A 16,428-nucleotide genomic window follows, 5' to 3' on the forward strand; every position below is an offset into this window, starting at 1 on the left:
CGTGTTTTGGGCTTTTCCTCTTTATGACGAATGAGGTGTTTCACCTTACTTCGTTTACTCCAGGCGATGTTTGCCGTCCTGTCTGAATCCTTGAAGTGGGCAAGGATGACATTATGACCAACGATTTCGCAATGATCAATCTTATCGAGATCAATTAGATTGCTGGAATCCAATAAGTCTAGATGAGGAAAGATTTCCTTGCACTGGGCAAATGAGTTGATCATCGTAAACATGCCCTTTGTTGTATGAAAGCGAGGTATGCAGTGGTTGCTTTTGGGGTACGGATACCAGTTGTCGATAAAGACAATGTCTCCGCCCCTAAATGTCTCCCATGCCCCATTCTCTTTCTCATTGACGATCCGAATGCCCAGCATCTCAATATCTCTGCTGTCCATGGCGGTCACCTATTTCTTCAGCTCGGCCGGAATTTTTTTGGCACCGATGTTCGTCTTCACGAACTTCGCCATGACTTTAGCGCTTTTCTCCAAGCCGGCAGAGATCATGCTTGCCGTGGAACGTTCCATATGTCGCTCACCTCCTCCCCTTGAAAGGTATGACGAGTACAGCCAAAACTAAGAGCACTAGTGCAAAAAGCTTTGACATGAAGATCAGATTGGAAGCTGCAAGCAAGACAGAAATAATTCTCCATGCCGGGTAGAACTTTGCGTCCAGCGTCGAAGTCTCGGGGTCGATGTTAGGCGCGAACTGAGCGATCAGGATCAACGCCGCTATAGTGAATAGTAGCACGTACGTTCGACTTGCATCAACATACGGCAGGACGCTGAAAACAGTTGTAGAAAGAATGACGCAGACGGTATGGGGCAAGTGGAATCCCCCGCTAAAAATACGCACGACATTAAACAACACGAGGCATAGCAATGACTCCCATACCATCCCGGTTATTGCACCAACGGACGCGGTCAAAAGAGCCGTCATAGCGAAGTTTAGATATCCTCCGATGGCAAATTCCATGACTTCAACACTGCTCGTGTTCTCTGGATCAGCTGCCTTTATCCGTAATGATATGTTTCTTGACCATGTATCAATCATTTAAATTCCTCCTATGCGAGAGGTAGTAGACTCCGCCTGTAGAGACAAGCGAAAAAAACAAGAGCGAATGGATAAATCCAGAGATATGTCATGTGGAAGAGCAGTATGGCGTTGATACATATAAATACGATCCCGCCCACAAGTCCCAGAGCCAAAACACGGTTCTTACCAGAAAGTATGGGGCTCTTGATGGCGAAGTAATGAGGCGGCCTGACGATAAATGCAAATCCGAGATTCATGTAGAAGAACAGCCAGGCGGTAAGATAAACTGCGAGGATGGTGCTGATCCAGAGCACGTATGTTTCGAAGCCTTCAATTCCAGAGGCAGCTGCGTAGTCCAACAGCCCGGTAACCATAAGAATAAAATAAATGAAATACTGGATAGATAAATATACAAGCAAGCCAGTAACAATTATAAGCGTTGATTCAAAAGTCCGCATTTTTATCAAACATCTTAATGCCACAACATATATTATTAATTGAATAGTTAAATCATATTGGGGAATATCGAATATCACACGATTCAAAAATGAGACTATTGCTATGACAATTGAAGTTAAGATGATTTGCTTTTTATATTCCAGAAAGGGCATGCGGAAAAGCTTAAACGATATTGCTAATACAGACAGAGCATCGAATATACTCAACACAATGAACACGAGATCCCCCAGCTTCAACCCTCAACACCATCACTTTCCGACTTTTTTTTTTCGGATGTAGTCTTCAGCTTTCTTTTTTAGCCAGATCGGCGTACCTTCATCGAGGGTTGCATCTGGTTTGATGAAGTCCCCTCGATAGTTTGGATTCAAGGCGCGGCGTCCGGCTAGAGAAATGTTCTGACTGGTCGTGTTGAGGGCTTTGGCAATCCATGAAGCTGTAACAAACTCTTTGATATTTTTCCCTCCGTCCCTTGTCTTCTCTGAACTTCGTGGAAAATTTTCCACCAAGTCGCTTCGCTCTCCCTGCCGATCCTTCGCCTTTAGCTTTTCGATGTCTTCAACGTATTGCTTGCCTGACCCAAAGCCAGTCTGTTCGGCTACTATTTCCTGTTCTTGGAACTGGATTATATTTCTAATTATATCTAATAGCTTTCACATTGCAAGCGAATGTTTGTTCTATTTTTGCCCCATTATTCGGAGAATGTCTTCCTTTTTGCCTTGCACAATTCGAAAGCTCCTACCTGCTGGATGCCTGTATAGCTTCCTACCCCGCTGATCCACACGACGGGGAATATCTTCTTTGCTGGCTGCCAGTCTGCTCGCTCCCATTCACCGCTGTGGAAGTAGGCCTCGTAGCGGTCCAACTTCTCCTTTATGACTCGCTCCGAGAACACGGTCCGCTGAATCTCGATGAACCACGGCGTCGCCTTCCAAATCACAAACGCATCCGGCTCCGGCCGCCCCTTGCCGTACTTGGGTTCGACCTCAAACCGCCGTGGCTCCTCGATCCGGCGCAACTGCCGAAAGAATTCTGCTATCGCTAGGAAGTGTCCGATCTTCGCGCTGTCCTTTTTGATGCTTGGCATCGGGAAATAAGTGTACTTGCGGCGCTCTTTGCTCACTGCTATGTGGCCCTCCCGGCGAAGCCGCAGCAGAGCATTATTTGCCTCCCGAACCGGGTTGCGCAAACCGCTGAAATGAAGCTCCGCGATGTCGTCCCGTGTGAGGACCCGGAAGCGTTCCAGGTCCGTCACAATAGCTTTATCTCGCTCTCTCATTCCAGTCCACCCCATTCGTAATCTTGGTCTTCTGACGGCGCTCCTGGGCTCGCTGACGTTTCTTCTGGGCGCTTGTGCGGCTCGAGTAAAGCTCTCGCCTTCGGAATGTCCAGGTATGGTGCTTGAGCGTATCGCCATCCGTCCAGTTTGAAGACCATTCGACCCTTCTCGCTCTGTTTGATTTGCGCTGCCTCTCCGCTCCCGAGTGTAATCCGGCTGTTGATTTCATCGGCATGCCGAAACGCCATCCGGACCGTCAGGTTATTCTTTAGTTTGCCGTCCAGGACGTCGGCGTCCGGCCGTTGCATGCTGAGAATCAAGAAGACACCCAACGCCCGGCCGATCGCCCCGATCTCATCGATGACGGCCATAATGTCGGCTTCCTTTTTGAGCAGCGCCACCTCGTCAATAGCCACGACAATGAATGGCGGCCGCTCCCGCTCCGGCAGGTCGACGATATTAGCCACCCCTGCGGCGTCGAGCTGATCCCCGCGCTTCCGGAGCTCCCGGCGGACCTTCATCAGCATCGTCTCCAGTTGCAATGGCTCGACGACGACCTGCTCGGCAATTTGGCGGAACAAATGGAATTCCGAACGCTTCATATCCGCGCAGAGGAGCCGGAGCTTTTCGGGCGGTACAACCTTGATCAGCGTCGTCAGGATCGACCGGAGCGCAACCGACTTCCCACTGCCGGTTTCCCCAGCGATCAGTAGGTGAGGATGCTCTGCCATGTCGTATACTTCCGGACCGCGACGGCTACGCCCAACGTAGATCGGCAGGTGCATGCCGGCTGCCGCTACCTGCGCCTCCTCGAGCTCATAATCAAATTGCTGAACCTCCAGGCGGTAGATGGTCAGGATGAACGTCTTGGCCGTCCCCGCGAGTTCGATGTGTTCGCCGAAGCCTTGCCGAAACAGCCAAGCGTGCTTTAGGACCGCCCCCGGGTCCAATCCGTCCGGCAACATGAAGACAGCCTGAATGCAGTCCTGGTAGATCGAAACGCGCCTGATGGCCGGATAGGTCCGGATCTCCTTGCCCTTGTGTCCCTTGCGCTTGGTGCAAAGCCCACCGGCTGCAAACAGCTGCCGCAACTTGCTTCTCACGCCAACATCCGGCATAGATACATACACCGCTCGGGCGCCGTAGAGACTCGCTCCGGCTGCCGCGATTTTCGCGGCCAACATCATTCCACTCGCTCCGCTCATTATCATTTCGCGCAGCTCCTTTAAACAAATTCAAAATTCTTTTTTACATCTGCATTTTGGCTTGTATTAGTGCGGTATTGATACTAGAACAATTGGTGCTCTATATACCGCACTATTAATTGCACCTATAAAAACCACTCCAGGACTTCATGGGCCAGCTTTCGCGAGACCCGCGAACTGAAGAGATATCCCGCATAGACACTCAGCACGCCGGCCGCGCCGACCAGGCTCCAGCCGATCCGATCACTCATGATACCCTCCGATCTTGCCGATCACCGTCGTGCGGTTCCGGCGGTGCTCCAGGTATAGCCGAAGCATGAGTAGTAAAGCGATCTTGGTCATACGTACACCCCGAACATGGCGGCGATCTTGTGCAGCGCATCCCACCAGGAATCAAACGCCACGTAAGCGCAGGCTACATAACCGGTGATTTTGAGGTAGACCACCTTGCCCCCATGCCCTAGATTCTCGAGTGCAATGCCTCCAAAATGCGATGCTACACCAATACCCAGCACCTTAAAGAGTGGTTGCAGGTCTTCCATGATGTGATCCTCCTATTAGTTGATCCAATCAACCGATCCAAAGTTGGATTCGTTAAAACCTTGTCGTCAGATGAATCCTGCAGCATCAAAGCTCAAATTCGCCGACATCGGAGAATTCAACGACGTCGTTGAAACTAAGAGTGGGGACGTCCCCACTTGTGGGGATGAAGCATCCATATCCCGTTGGATTAGCCGCTTGAGGTAGCCCGAGCGGTTTTTCTTCGTCTGCACCCATTTGAAAAGAGCGACTTGATCGGGATCGTCCTGGCTGAAGTAGACAGGGATTTTCTCGATTCTCTTATCTCCCATCTCCGTACAACCCCTTTGCGATCAGATGGAACGCCTCGACGTTCGCATAGAGGCTCATGCCGGGTTTGAGCAGCTGAGCGGACTTGAAATGCTTCCCGATGTCGGGTAGCAACGCTTCAGCTCCACCGCCGCATAATACGAGGACGTCCTCGCTTTTCCACTTCAAGCGGATAGCATGCGCAATGATTGCTCGTGCAAAAGCTGCTGGATCCGGATTCCGCAACGTCTCCATACCGTTCACCAGCGTATCGCTCGCTCGATCGACAAAGCGCCGGTCCTGCAACGTGCCGAGGTTGACCGTGCCGCTCCCGATGTCAATCACCCGCACGATGCCGAGGCTTGGAACAAGGAGGCCCGCTGCCGCTCCTTCGGCCGCCACTTCGCATCGGCGGATGACAATGACGCGCCGCTCCCCGTTGATGGTGATCTCGTGCCGGCCCTGCAGCATCTCCTTGATCTGACGCTTCTGCTCCGGCGTGTGCGTTCGGATCGGCTGCCCCACGACGATCTGATGCTCCGATCCAGGTGCATACTGGTGAAGTGCGATTAGGACGCGCAGGCGAGCATCCGGATGTGCCTTCGAATCGCCCTTGGTGCTTTCCGCCAACTCGCTTTCATACATCGCCAGAGTCCCAGCAAAACCGTGCTGCCCACCGTATTCCCATTCGAAGTCATGCTCACCGTGGACTTGCTGAAGATTTCGTTCCCGCCAGTCGTAGCCGATGGGGGAGGGGAACTGTCTGAACTGCCGACCGTCATACAGCTTAACCGCGCTGCCGCCGGCATCGATGCCAATTATACTCATGCTGTCATCCCCTTCTGGCGACACTGGTAGCCCTACAAACCGTTCTACGTCGAACGGTTAGCGTCACCAGTGGCGCTACTTGATATGTCACTAGCCTATGGGGATGGCTCGGGCATATTTACTGTTTTCCAAATAGGGACAGGTATAAAATTTTGTAGACTCGGCCATATTGGGAATACGAAATAGATGGAAAGGCCTGAATAACATGACCGGAATAGGGAAAAGGCGGACTGATTATGGAGCTTTCTTGGATAAACACGGAGTCAAACAGGAGAGAATCCGCGAAGAAACAGGGTTGAACCCTGGAACGGTGTCGCGGGCATGCAGCGAGGATGGATATAAGCCGACAAGAAGTGTGCAAAAGATCCTGGTTGAAGCAGCTCGCCGGCTTACGGGAAAAAGCGCACAGCCCAAAGATTTCTGGATGTGAAAATTCTGTATCATAGATAGATACATTTCGTATATTCTAGAATTAAACACCATGATGAGGAGAGGATACGAATGTACGTGGTAGGATTGATCGGCGGAATTATAGGAGCCGTCTTCAGTGCATTTGCTCTTATGATTGCAATGATCGGGGTTTCAATGGGACTAGGAAGCGATGCCGGTTCCGCTAGTAGTTCAGTCGTGGTAACGGGAAGCATTGTTGCTTGCTTGGTTAGTGTGCTCGCCATCTTCGGGGCTGTCATTTCAAAACGAAGACCTCGAACCGCTGGGATTTTTCATTTCGTAGCTGCGGTAGTCGGAGTAATTGGGATCAGCGTGTTTTACTTCATCCCCGCAATTTTGTTAATTGTATCCGGATTCATGGGCGTTCTTAAAAAGGATTCTGTAACATCGGAAATGTAAAAAATCCCCCACCAGCCGCGAAGGCCAGTGGGGATTTGTTTTATTCAAGGGGGATTCCGGCGCACGTCCTAAGGGCATTTGCCATTTGATTGTACCGACCGGGGTCTCGTCCGTCTGCCTTGGCTTTGTGCCATGCAGGGGAGAGCCAGTTGTAGATGATCTCCTGCGCGTTGCTCTTGGGCAGTCCGGCTCCCGCCGCCGCGGCGCGAACGTTGGCCGCCAGACGCTCGAAGTGGCCAGCCTCTTCTAGCAGTCCCTGCTGCAGCGCCGCGTGCCGCGCCGGCTGGATGTAGGAGACGATGACGTGATCGCAGATGTCTGCCGGCAGTTTGGCAGCCGCCGGCACCGGCCGGACCTGAGTCGCTATCTCAGCCGTCACGTCCCGGATCAGGTCGCCGAGTGTCTTGCCGCCGGCAGCAAGTGCCTGGTCGATATCCGACTTGCGGGCCGGGTCCAACTGCTTATGACTGACGATGTGAGTCGATGGCGTCTTACCCCATTTAGTGCAGCACATCGCAAGGTACCAGACAAGCCGAGCGTAAGCCGCTGCGAAGTCGATCTTGCCGCCATAGCATAGCTCGATGCCAAGCGCCGCGGCGTTGGCGTCGTAGCCAAAAATGGCATTGTCCGTCGTCACGTTTTTGATGACGTGATAAGCCTGCTCGGCGGGATCCGGACCGGTACCGGCAGGGATAATCTCAAGGATGCGTTTGTCGTCGATGAAGACCTGTGCCGACGCCGATCGGTCCGTCTGATGCTGGAAGTAGGTCCAGTGGTTATCTGCAGAGGCTCCAGGGTTACCCGTATCATGAGCAACAAAAAAGGCCGGGCTGCCGGTTACTAGCCGGATGCCTGGCCTGACGTTAGAACGCTTGTTGATGTAGCGCCGCTCGATCTGATATTTATTGCTCTCCATCGCCGCCGCCCTCCCCGTTTGCAGCCTTGCTCGTCTGCCTGACAAGCTGATGTCCATAAACCGACACTGCGCCGCACAGGACGCCCTGGATTAGGCTCTCGGCCGTCGGCCCCAACAGCAGACATGTCATCAGGATTGCAACGGCCGTAACGACGTAGACGATCGACCAGTCCGGCACCCGCGGCGTCCGCTTGAGTACATACCCCGCCACCCAGCATACGGCAAGCACGCCGGCCAACTTCGGAGGAATCATAGCTTGAATTGCTGCCCATTCCATTAGATCATCTCCCCTTACTTGATATAGAATCCACCCTTGAGGGCAAAGCCGACAACAAAAACGACGACCGCTCCGCCGATCGCCGTGAGTAACCAGTATGATACTTTTGATATTGCATTCAACCGCTTGTGTGCCGACTTGGTGCTTTCTAATGCTGCCACCGCCAACTTCTCCACTTCCTCGGATCGCCGATATATCTCTTTCAATTGCCCTCTGAAATCATCAAGGGAACGGTTGAAATCGTCCAGTTTCTCGAGCCTGGTAGAAAGCTTACCGAGCTCGACTCTTATTTCCATAATCGTGTTCATCAGTTGCAGTTGGTCAGCTTCCGGCACCCCGACACCTTCTCTCTATGAGATCACGCTTTTTCTATTTGGTCGATGATGTACCATAAGTCAACTTCCCGAAACTCCCCAGCTGGCTTACCTAGTGCAAAGTCTGGTGAGGCCGACATCAGGAGGTTGTAGTCGTCCCCGGTGATTTCGTACCGCTTAGTAGTGGCGATGACTTGATTTTCATCTAAAAGGGCTATTTCAACTACTACATACTGTTCATTCTTATTAAGAAACGTGGTCCTTATATCCTCATACCGAATGGGTTTAGCTACATTAGTGACCTGCTGGACATTAATTGTCTTTTTTACCAGTCTCATTTAAACCCTCCTCATTTTGATTCGGCGAACCAACAGATGGAGATGTTGTTCGAGCCAGCATACAACGCATTTTTGAACCTGATGATGATATTGGTTGCATCCGCGTCTACGTTTCGTATCTCGGCAAATCCGGCATCATTGGAGGCAGGAGAGACCGTATACGCTGTTGGTCGGATAGAAAGCCCATGAGGGATGGTCACCGTCACCGAAGAACCATCTCCACTGAAGACTGCTTTGCCTGAATTGCTTTCAATCCATTTAGTCCCGCTCCAGGTAACGTTTTTGCCGATGTTGAGATCGAAAAACGTTGCGCCCGGTAACCGACCGGTATCTATGGACGAAGGTCGGCTGCTTACCCGCGGAGCTGCAGGAGGAATGTAGCTTTTGACTCCCCCGCGATCGATCCAGCCATAATAGGTGTTTTTATCTCGCCAGTCCGGATCTCCGACACCAATTTCTTTGAGCGCCGCCGAGGAAATGGTGTTGTTGATAATCTGGTTTCCTTCTGCGCCGGGTTGTATGACGACGGCGTAGTTGGTCGTCGAGGTGTTAATAATAGCGTTTTCCGATACAATGGCGTTCTTTCCCCACACAATGACTGGCACAGTGCTCTTGACCGTGTTGTGACACGCCGAGGACCCGTCGTAGACGGATATCGCACGTCCGAAGTCCGCCTGAAAAGGATCCAGAACGGTATTTTGAAAACCTTTCGCTCCATCGAGCAGTTCGATGCCGAGCTCTGCCCCTTTAATGGTGTTTCCCGTGACCAGGATGTCCCCGCTTGCGACGATCCCCTTGTGGGCTCCATTAGGATAGACGCGATTAAAAGAAATCGTTGCGCTGTTCACAACGACCGCTCCAGTTTTAAGTTGAATTCCCGGTTGTGGTGCGCCCTTGGCAAATCCCTGGATAATGTTTCGAGAAATGTCTATATCGAGGCCAGGAATCTTCCCCGGGTTGTAAGCTGCTGAATCGGATACAGCAATGCCTGCGGCGTTTCCAATATTCTTCAACCGGTTCTTCGTTATTTTGGCAACAGTAATTGCGGAGAGAATTATGCCGTAGATCGTCCCGTAGATTCGATTATCGTTGATGGTCATGTTATCGTTTGGATACGGTCCGGACTCAGCATTACAGGTGATGCCACCGCCCTGAATGGGAGCCGCAACGTTTCCGCCGGAAATGGTTGCCCACGTAACCGCATCAAGATCCTTGTCGACGGGATCATGAAGGTAATTCTTTGAGACGGTCATGTCCGAGGTTCCCTTGTTTAAGATGCCGTCGCCCAGGTATGTCCAGGCCTCATTGTCCTCGACAATGACATGCCGGCTGATCCGGCAGACGATAGGCTCCTCTCCAAGATGATGGAGTTTGTTTTTATAAACCCGTGCGGTTTTGCAATCCGTAATGGATATCGCATCTGTAAATTTTGATATTTCGTTCCTACTCACATCAATTTGTGAGCTCGCCCCTACATAAAGCCCCGTCTTGTTCGCTCCCCAAACTGATTGAGATGAACGGACGATCTTCAACCCTTTTACCGACAATCCATCAATAAAAGTGAAGCTAAGTCCTTGATCAGCGACCTCAATGGTTGATCCATTGCCTTCAATCTGGATATCCTTAAGACCTGTGAATGTATAAAGGAAGTTTGGGGCGTTGGTCTTGTAATAACAGCGGGGAGGAAAGACCAAGCGATCTCCGGTCTTGACGGTAGCAAACAATGCAAGCAGGGCCGCTGTATCATTTTCGGACCCATCACCTTTCGCACCTTTCCAGTTGGCGTTTAGACCGCGAACGGCAATTTCTGAATCAAGCGCCTTGAAATTATCCGCCCATTCCTGCAGTTGGAATCCATCTTTTATGGCCCAATCATTCATTTTCATATTGGCCGTTCTTTTAGACGCCATTTCGATTAAGCACCTCCTCAACGGGAATAAGGAACGTCCGCTCGATTTGATCGAAGCTGCCCATTCCCTGCATTTGCTCCAAAGTCAATTTGACTTCCTCCATTTCATCGAATGGGAGATATGTGAAATTGAATTCATGCAGCAAGTGGGCTGATAATCTCTGCTCAACAACACCTTCCATCTCTGCAATATTTTCAGGTATTCCACGCTTACTATAAATCGTTGTTTTAAGGCGATATTCGTCTGGATACACATTCACTTTGCTGCGGTAAAAGTTATTGACCATTGCTTTGAATGCAGGCGTGGTCATCGATTCCGGTCGTCGATTCTTTCCGGGGAGCAAGTCCCTCCGAAACTCCTCAATAACGGCGAGTAAACGAATTATTTCGGCCACCTGCAATTTTTGGGCAGCCGAGAATAGAGAGGACTGCTGCAAGAATCCCGGAAGAAAATCTTTTAGAGCCTGCGAGATATCCCTTGAAGTTGCAAAGGCCTCCGCTGTTGCCTGCCCGTCTGCTTGTCCACCCATGATGATGTAACGGGCTGCCACCGCATCAGGCAGCACTGATCGGCCCGTTGAGTTGCCGGATGTGCTCTGAATACGCACGGGCTGCGCCGAAGCTGTTGCCACCCCATAGGAAGTCCCGAAACTCTTGCGGATCAGAACTGCTGCAGCTGAACAATCGGCGTTCCCAAAGATTGATCCCGCCATTGGAAGGATCAGAACAGCAGCCGCAGAGGAACTTGAACTACAAGATGCCGTGCCACTAGACTCTACAATTGCCATCAGCCATCACCTCAATCTTCGTTCACGATTACGGTGCCGGCGGGCAGCTTCAGCTGGTTCGAGGATGTTATAGGCTGCGAGGGAGTAAGCGATCCGTAATAAAGGAGCTTACCCGCCGTGGCCGCATCAAATATCCCGAAGTGAGTCACCGTCCCCCATGCCGCCGTGGCAACTGGGAATAAAAGGTCGGCGGCATTGCTACTGCTGCCGGTAGTTGGTACCGAGAATGTTGCTTGTTGTCGAGCATAAGAGCCGCCGGACACCTCAGTTCCCGTAGCAGCATCTGTAGGGTCCGACGTGAACAGTCCGACGTATAGAGCCGCGGGCGGTGTATACGCGACGCCACGCAGGACGTGGTTCAAAAGTGCATTTTCAAGAAAATCAGTTTTCCCTGGCATGCTGCATCACCTCATATGGTTAAATTAAGTGCCCCCATTACGGGAACTTGATCTTGCTGTAGTTGCAGGTTTCCGGTAGACCCATTGATTGTCAGTGAGCCGTACTCATAGTCAGAAACATTCCCGGCGGATAAAATGGCCTCTCCGATCCGGTTGAGCTTGACGACCGTTTCCGTAAATGCGAGTGCCTTGAGATAAGCTGTGATTGCTCCTTGCACTTGAACCCTTGCCTCGTCCAATGACCCACCTTCTACAAGCACTAGCTTGGCAGATACATCGACCAGTACCTCCGAAACGCCGACAACGGTTGGCACCGATCCTGCCGTGGCCATTGCTTGGATGAGAGCATCAGCTGCAGCGACAGCCGAAGCGCCTGGCGTCCGCTTGTCGACCGAAATCAGCACAACCTTGACTGTGCCCCCGCCGGCCCAACCACGAAAAACCCGAGCATCATAGATGCCGGGCACTGTTTTTGCCGTCTGCTTGTACTGGTCCGGATTTCCGCTCACAGCTGGTTCGTCACGCTTTTCAATTGCTCTGGCCAGTAACGCCTCCTTGCTCTCCAAGTCTGTTCCGCCGTGGGTTTCTTCAAGGTTTGTCACCGTAACCCCGGGAATGGAGCACTTTGAAATGGAGCCGGCAGGCACATTCCCAGATGCCCCGGCCACTTGTGCCAAGACTTTCAGGGACATGGTTCCGGAGACCGGAATTTCAGTAGCCGCACCCAGAATATCAAAGACCGTCCCGCTTTCTGTAGTCGCAAAGGAGCCTGTCGGGATCTTCGTTCCGGATGGACCGTAAAGCTGAACGGCCCCTTCCGACTTCACGGCCGGCTTGCGCGTAACTCCCTGCTCGGCTGCTATCATATCGACTTCCTCTTCCGATGCATCCTCCGAGCTGCCTGCTCTCACCCGCTTGATCCGCTCAATCTCATCATAGGCCTGGGAAACTTCCAGGGCTACAGGGGCCAGAGCATCAAAGGTAAAGGTCCCTTCGCCCTTGGCCACACCGCCCAGCACGTTGCCAAGCATGCGCGAAAGGATGGAATCAAAGTCCGTCGCCATTTATTCTCACCTCACCGTAGACCGTTTCTGCTGTAAAGCTGATCTTTAGCACATCCTCGGAATGGTCAATGTCGAAACCGGAAAACGACAGGATATAAGGAGTGTTCAGCGCTTCTCGAACATACCTTTCCGCCTCTGACTTATCCGGTGCACTTCGTTGACCGAGCAGATTATCCAACTCATGACCATAATTCCAGCTATAGGCCAAATACCGAAACCGTTCAGTCCTCAGGGTCTTGTAAATCCAGATTTCAAGCGCAGGCAATCCTTCCAACCGGATCGGATTCCCGTCAACAAGTATGAAATCGTTCACGGCAAAATCCCATGCGTACTCTACCCAGAGAGGAAGTTCCGCCTGTGCAGCGCTGTCCACCGCAGACGCGGCTGTATCCTCGGTGACTCCATCAATAAAAGGGAACGGACTGTCAGCCATCGGCAGGCACCACCCTCGTCACTGCCCAACGCCCTGCGACAGGCTGCAGCACGACTTGCTCGCTGTTTTGATGCGTCCAGTTTGGCGGGATATAGAGGTCATCCGCCTCAAGTGTGAGATCGGAGGAAAGTACGGTAATCGGGGACGGCCATGTGCTGGTCACGATTCCGAGAGACGCTCCGGTCCGCTCCGCTTCCTGCTTTGCGACCTCACGGATATACGAAGTTATCCAGGCTATATCCCGTACTCCCGGCGCCGCTACTGCTCGTTTTGCTGGATCCACTGTCTACCTCTCCTCCTTCCTGCTCATCCATGAGATTTTGGAAATTGACCGTGAGCGTGATCGATTGCATGCCGTTTTCCCAGACATGCTCGTCGCTGTCCACGTAAAAAAGACCCACCAAGCCGGTGAGTAGGTCCTGAATTCTAACGGCGTTCCCCGTGATCAGATCGACCTGCCCGGATCCGAATACAGTCACATTGGCCGTCCTCTCCGCGCCCTTGAGCATGGCGCGAGCAGGAGCATGCGGGTCCTTTTTTTTCTTCCTGTTGGTAGATCTCCTGGAGCCGGCCATACCGTTTCAAGTTATCGGCTGCCGTCACCTCGCCAACATAGTTGTCATTTTTATCGACGATTTTGACCGCCGTGACGGCATCCTCGATGCTCTCGGAGTAGGTTGCTTCGGTCAGGTTGGTATCCGCGGTGAGTTTGACGGCAGCCACCCTCGTTCCCCTGCGCAAGACGCTGAGCCGGCCGGCGGACATCCGAGCGATGTACTTGTGGCCGGTGCTTTTGGCAACGCCGCTGTAGGCGATCATGATGGCCTCATATGCGCTCCTGTTGATAGCCGTGAAGCGCTGGCTCCCTCCAGCATCCTCCAGGTATCCGACTGGCACGCCGATTTCAGCGCAGACCGTTCGTGCCACCGAAGCCGCCGTGGCCGCTTTGAAAATTCGGTTGACCTTGGACTGCGTCAGATACCTAAGCCCGTCATAGGCTGTGTACTCGATGCTGCTGCCTGAGAGCGACTTCGACATCTTGAAGAGGTACCCTCGGAAAATTTCTTTACTGTCGTCATCGTAGACGAAGATCATCTCCCCGAGCTCCATAGGAACCTTCGGCATGTTTTTGTCATTCGGTGCAAACAGGATAGAGAAAGTCACCGATCGGGCAGCCGTTGACTTGTCTCCGGACCAGGAGAGCCGGAGGAAGAGACCAGAAAGGTCGGTCTTTACCCCAGCTCGAGAAACATGCTTGAGGGAGATCATATCTTCAACACCTGCCCGATCTGCAGCTTTCGATCATCCTTGATTCCATTCTTGTTTCTGATCTCCGGCCAGCGGCTGCCTTCACCGTATACCCTTTTGGCAATGAGGTATCCCGTATCGCCTTTTTTGACGGTGTACGTCTTCGGCGGTGTTTTGGTCGATGTACGTGCCGCACCGGCGCTATGCGCCGCAGACGAGGCAGTTGTCGCCGGAGTTGGCGCGGCCTGCTGGACAGTGACAATTCGGTATTCCCGTAACGACAATGTAAAATAGACGTCCAGCGGTCCCGGGCGATGGCCGTAGCTGAATGATTCAATGACCATCACCTGGTTCAGGCTGAGCCCCCTCGCGGTGATGAGCAGGCGCAGAGGCTTGCCGCTCTCCTTCCAGCGGTTGAGGGTGTTGACGAAAGTGACCGGCGGCGGAAAGTCCTTATAAACGCACAAGCCATCGTCTTGAATGGGGAAATAGCTTTCCAGTGTGATGCTATTCAGCTGCCGCTTGCCCATTACCAATACTTCACCCAGGTTGTGGACACTTACCGTGTTGTGAGCCATCCCGGTTTGCAGGTCATATGACGTTGGCGGCACCGGTAGCCGTAGTGTCTCCGCGCCGTTGTTATAAGACAAAACTACATCAATCGGCATGAACTGCTCCTCCATTCAAACTGACCTGCTCAATGGCTTGTCTAAGCATTTGGGCAAGTCGCTGGAAGTCGGATTCGTCTCTTACCACTGGGTTATGGATGTTGACGGTGATGGATTGACCGCCTCCGCCGCTCTTCCGCTGGTTCGCTTCCTGGGCTGTAAGGACTTGCTCTCCTTGATGCAGCAAGGTCGGATAGTTGTCGTATGGAACTCGAGCTTTCCCCCAGGCGTTGGCCGTTGGCCTGAATCCAAACCATCCAGCAGCCCCATTCGTCAAAGAATCCTTCCAGGAGGAGAACATATCTTTCCATCCTTGAATTCCTGTAGTTATAGTGGATATTCCAAGCCCAATAGGTCCCGAAAACCTTGCCGCAACCGCCCCGCCTACATTGCCGACCAGTCCGATGTTGTCCCAAATCGCTTTTACAAGTCCGTCCATGATTCCTTTACCGATATTCGTTCCCATAACGACGGCAGCGTCAACAATCGGCTTGCTGTTCTTAAGTCCCTCACCGATTACATCGCCGATGCGTGTCGCTACTTTGGTCAGCTCCGCCTTGCCCTCCTTCTCATACCATCCTTCAAACTGAGCCCTGAGCTGCGCGAAACCAAACTTTACTTTCCCCTCGAAGGACATGTTCTGAAATTCCGGATTGTCTATGAACGTCTTTTGCACATAGGCCCAAGCCGATTTGCCTTTTTCCACAACTGCACGAGCCAACGAAGCCATCATTTTACTGCCGGCATCGAACATTTTTGTGGCGCCACCACCACTCAGATAATCGGCCCATCGCTTGAGTTCTGGCTTCAGGTATTCGAGTGTTCGTGTGCCCATATTGGTTACGCCGGAGCTCATTGTGCCTGTAACTGTCGACCATAGGCCATAGGCAGATTGCCCGAGTTTATCGGCGCCGCCGCGGAACATCTGCGTCAGTCCGATTCCCGATCCATTTTTGAGCTTGGACCAATCCCCGCCAGAAGCCTTAATTTGCGCTTGGCTAATTTTAAATCCAAACTCCTTCATCCGCTCCGTCTCGCCCGTCGCTAGGTCAGCAAGGGCTTCGATAGAGTCGCTGAGAGTCTTGCCAGGGGTAAGAGCCGTCATATCCTCAGCAAGCCTCAGAAGGCTCATAGCTGGCTTGGTTTTACCGCCAGCTATGCCGAGCGCCCTTGTGCCGGTGGAAATGACCTCGTCTGTATCGAACGGGGTGATATCGGCATTTTTCCGGAGATCAGCGATGAATCGCTGCGCTTCCTGTCCTGCCCATAATTTCCCCTGCTTGGGGTTATTGACACCAAGGAAGTGCGTCATAGAAATCATCTGCCGCTCCAGCATAGAGGCGCCTTCGAGGCTCTTTTTGATTAACGCGATACCGCCCGCAGCAACAATTCCTCCTCCGATCAGTAACGGCTTGCTGAGCATCCCTACGATGCTCGTCAATCCGCGGAGCCCGGTTGATGCCATATCCACAGCTCTAACCGTTACCTTGAAAGGCGCTTTTGTCATCCACTTGAGAGTGTTGACCGCCGGCTTGATCTGGGCGCTGAAGCGCTGTGCATGAGCAGTTACCACTACCGCAGCGTTACGGATGGCCTTG

General features: G+C 52.4%; 24 protein-coding genes. 1 reads left to right on the top strand and 23 read right to left on the bottom strand.

The annotated features are described in order from the left end of the window. The 10 genes from BN871_RS16005 to BN871_RS16045 form a co-directional block, all read right to left on the bottom strand. A partial coding sequence (locus BN871_RS16005; RefSeq protein WP_048747288.1) for a hypothetical protein occupies nt 1-395 on the bottom strand: 395 nt, incomplete at its 3' end. Between the two features lie 136 nt (nt 396-531). Continuing rightward, the gene (locus tag BN871_RS16010; protein WP_048747290.1) at nt 532-1,050 is read right to left on the bottom strand and encodes an accessory gene regulator B family protein; all 519 of its coding nucleotides are present in this window, start codon (nt 1,048-1,050) and stop codon (nt 532-534) included. Nucleotides 1,051-1,061: 11 nt separating this feature from the next. After that, nucleotides 1,062-1,727 (bottom strand): hypothetical protein, encoded by a 666-nt coding sequence (locus BN871_RS16015; RefSeq protein ID WP_048747293.1) that lies wholly within the window; start codon nt 1,725-1,727, stop codon nt 1,062-1,064. A 12-nt stretch (nt 1,728-1,739) separates the two neighbouring features. Next, the gene (locus tag BN871_RS16020; protein ID WP_048747294.1) at nt 1,740-1,997 is read right to left on the bottom strand and encodes a hypothetical protein; all 258 of its coding nucleotides are present in this window, start codon (nt 1,995-1,997) and stop codon (nt 1,740-1,742) included. Nucleotides 1,998-2,179: 182 nt separating this feature from the next. Further along, nucleotides 2,180-2,767 carry a replication-relaxation family protein gene (locus BN871_RS16025; RefSeq protein WP_198158056.1) on the bottom strand — a complete coding sequence of 196 codons (588 nt, stop codon included), beginning with the start codon at nt 2,765-2,767 and terminating at the stop codon, nt 2,180-2,182. Beyond that, on the bottom strand, nt 2,764-3,954 hold the full coding sequence (locus BN871_RS16030) for an FtsK/SpoIIIE domain-containing protein (RefSeq protein ID WP_198158057.1): 1,191 nt from the start codon (nt 3,952-3,954) through the stop codon (nt 2,764-2,766). Before BN871_RS16030 ends, BN871_RS16025 begins: the two co-directional genes overlap by 4 nt. 143 nt (nt 3,955-4,097) lie before the next feature. After that, nucleotides 4,098-4,223: a hypothetical protein gene (locus BN871_RS29690; RefSeq protein WP_021878964.1), complete on the bottom strand. Its 126-nt coding sequence runs from the start codon at nt 4,221-4,223 to the stop codon at nt 4,098-4,100. Nucleotides 4,224-4,310: 87 nt separating this feature from the next. Next, entirely contained in the window at nt 4,311-4,514 is a 204-nt protein-coding gene (locus tag BN871_RS16035; protein WP_021878965.1) for a hypothetical protein, read from the bottom strand. Between the two features lie 66 nt (nt 4,515-4,580). Next, on the bottom strand, nt 4,581-4,823 hold the full coding sequence (locus tag BN871_RS16040; RefSeq protein ID WP_021878966.1) for a hypothetical protein: 243 nt from the start codon (nt 4,821-4,823) through the stop codon (nt 4,581-4,583). Then, entirely contained in the window at nt 4,813-5,628 is an 816-nt protein-coding gene (locus BN871_RS16045; RefSeq protein WP_048747297.1) for a ParM/StbA family protein, read from the bottom strand. The genes BN871_RS16040 and BN871_RS16045 overlap by 11 nt, the downstream gene beginning before the upstream one ends. Nucleotides 5,629-6,129: 501 nt before the next feature. Here BN871_RS16045 and BN871_RS16050 point away from each other — a divergent pair. Further along, nucleotides 6,130-6,477 carry a hypothetical protein gene (locus tag BN871_RS16050; RefSeq protein WP_021878969.1) on the top strand — a complete coding sequence of 116 codons (348 nt, stop codon included), beginning with the start codon at nt 6,130-6,132 and terminating at the stop codon, nt 6,475-6,477. Between the two features lie 40 nt (nt 6,478-6,517). On the opposite strand, the gene BN871_RS16055 is transcribed toward BN871_RS16050, so the two are convergent. The 13 genes from BN871_RS16055 to BN871_RS28450 form a co-directional block, all read right to left on the bottom strand. Continuing rightward, on the bottom strand, nt 6,518-7,393 hold the full coding sequence (locus BN871_RS16055) for an N-acetylmuramoyl-L-alanine amidase family protein (RefSeq protein WP_048747300.1): 876 nt from the start codon (nt 7,391-7,393) through the stop codon (nt 6,518-6,520). Continuing rightward, on the bottom strand, nt 7,380-7,670 hold the full coding sequence (locus BN871_RS16060; RefSeq protein WP_048747302.1) for a phage holin family protein: 291 nt from the start codon (nt 7,668-7,670) through the stop codon (nt 7,380-7,382). The genes BN871_RS16055 and BN871_RS16060 overlap by 14 nt, the downstream gene beginning before the upstream one ends. 14 nt (nt 7,671-7,684) lie before the next feature. Then, nucleotides 7,685-8,005 (bottom strand): hypothetical protein, encoded by a 321-nt coding sequence (locus tag BN871_RS16065; protein WP_021878971.1) that lies wholly within the window; start codon nt 8,003-8,005, stop codon nt 7,685-7,687. Nucleotides 8,006-8,028: 23 nt separating this feature from the next. Continuing rightward, nucleotides 8,029-8,322: a hypothetical protein gene (locus tag BN871_RS16070; protein WP_021878972.1), complete on the bottom strand. Its 294-nt coding sequence runs from the start codon at nt 8,320-8,322 to the stop codon at nt 8,029-8,031. Nucleotides 8,323-8,333: 11 nt separating this feature from the next. Next, entirely contained in the window at nt 8,334-10,232 is a 1,899-nt protein-coding gene (locus BN871_RS16075; protein ID WP_021878973.1) for a right-handed parallel beta-helix repeat-containing protein, read from the bottom strand. After that, nucleotides 10,222-11,019 (bottom strand): hypothetical protein, encoded by a 798-nt coding sequence (locus BN871_RS16080; RefSeq protein ID WP_157060311.1) that lies wholly within the window; start codon nt 11,017-11,019, stop codon nt 10,222-10,224. The genes BN871_RS16075 and BN871_RS16080 overlap by 11 nt, the downstream gene beginning before the upstream one ends. An 11-nt stretch (nt 11,020-11,030) precedes the next feature. Beyond that, a complete protein-coding gene (locus BN871_RS16085; RefSeq protein ID WP_021878975.1) occupies nt 11,031-11,417 on the bottom strand; it encodes a hypothetical protein in 387 nt (128 codons plus the stop codon). Between the two features lie 11 nt (nt 11,418-11,428). After that, nucleotides 11,429-12,481: a baseplate J/gp47 family protein gene (locus BN871_RS16090; RefSeq protein WP_021878976.1), complete on the bottom strand. Its 1,053-nt coding sequence runs from the start codon at nt 12,479-12,481 to the stop codon at nt 11,429-11,431. Beyond that, nucleotides 12,465-12,914 carry a DUF2634 domain-containing protein gene (locus tag BN871_RS16095; RefSeq protein WP_053086993.1) on the bottom strand — a complete coding sequence of 150 codons (450 nt, stop codon included), beginning with the start codon at nt 12,912-12,914 and terminating at the stop codon, nt 12,465-12,467. The genes BN871_RS16090 and BN871_RS16095 overlap by 17 nt, the downstream gene beginning before the upstream one ends. Then, a complete protein-coding gene (locus BN871_RS16100; protein WP_048747307.1) occupies nt 12,907-13,197 on the bottom strand; it encodes a hypothetical protein in 291 nt (96 codons plus the stop codon). The genes BN871_RS16095 and BN871_RS16100 overlap by 8 nt, the downstream gene beginning before the upstream one ends. Before the next feature lie 143 nt (nt 13,198-13,340). Next, complete coding sequence (locus tag BN871_RS16105) at nt 13,341-14,183, bottom strand: hypothetical protein (RefSeq protein ID WP_048747309.1); 843 nt, start codon at nt 14,181-14,183, stop codon at nt 13,341-13,343. Continuing rightward, nucleotides 14,180-14,845 (bottom strand): LysM peptidoglycan-binding domain-containing protein, encoded by a 666-nt coding sequence (locus BN871_RS16110; RefSeq protein ID WP_021878979.1) that lies wholly within the window; start codon nt 14,843-14,845, stop codon nt 14,180-14,182. Before BN871_RS16110 ends, BN871_RS16105 begins: the two co-directional genes overlap by 4 nt. After that, on the bottom strand, nt 14,820-16,428 hold a 1,609-nt coding region (locus BN871_RS28450), incomplete at its 5' end, for a hypothetical protein (RefSeq protein WP_198158058.1). The genes BN871_RS28450 and BN871_RS16110, both read right to left, overlap by 26 nt.

The organism is Paenibacillus sp. P22, from assembly GCF_000469945.2.
Classification (GTDB): Bacteria; Bacillota; Bacilli; order Paenibacillales; family Paenibacillaceae; genus Paenibacillus_O; species Paenibacillus_O humicus.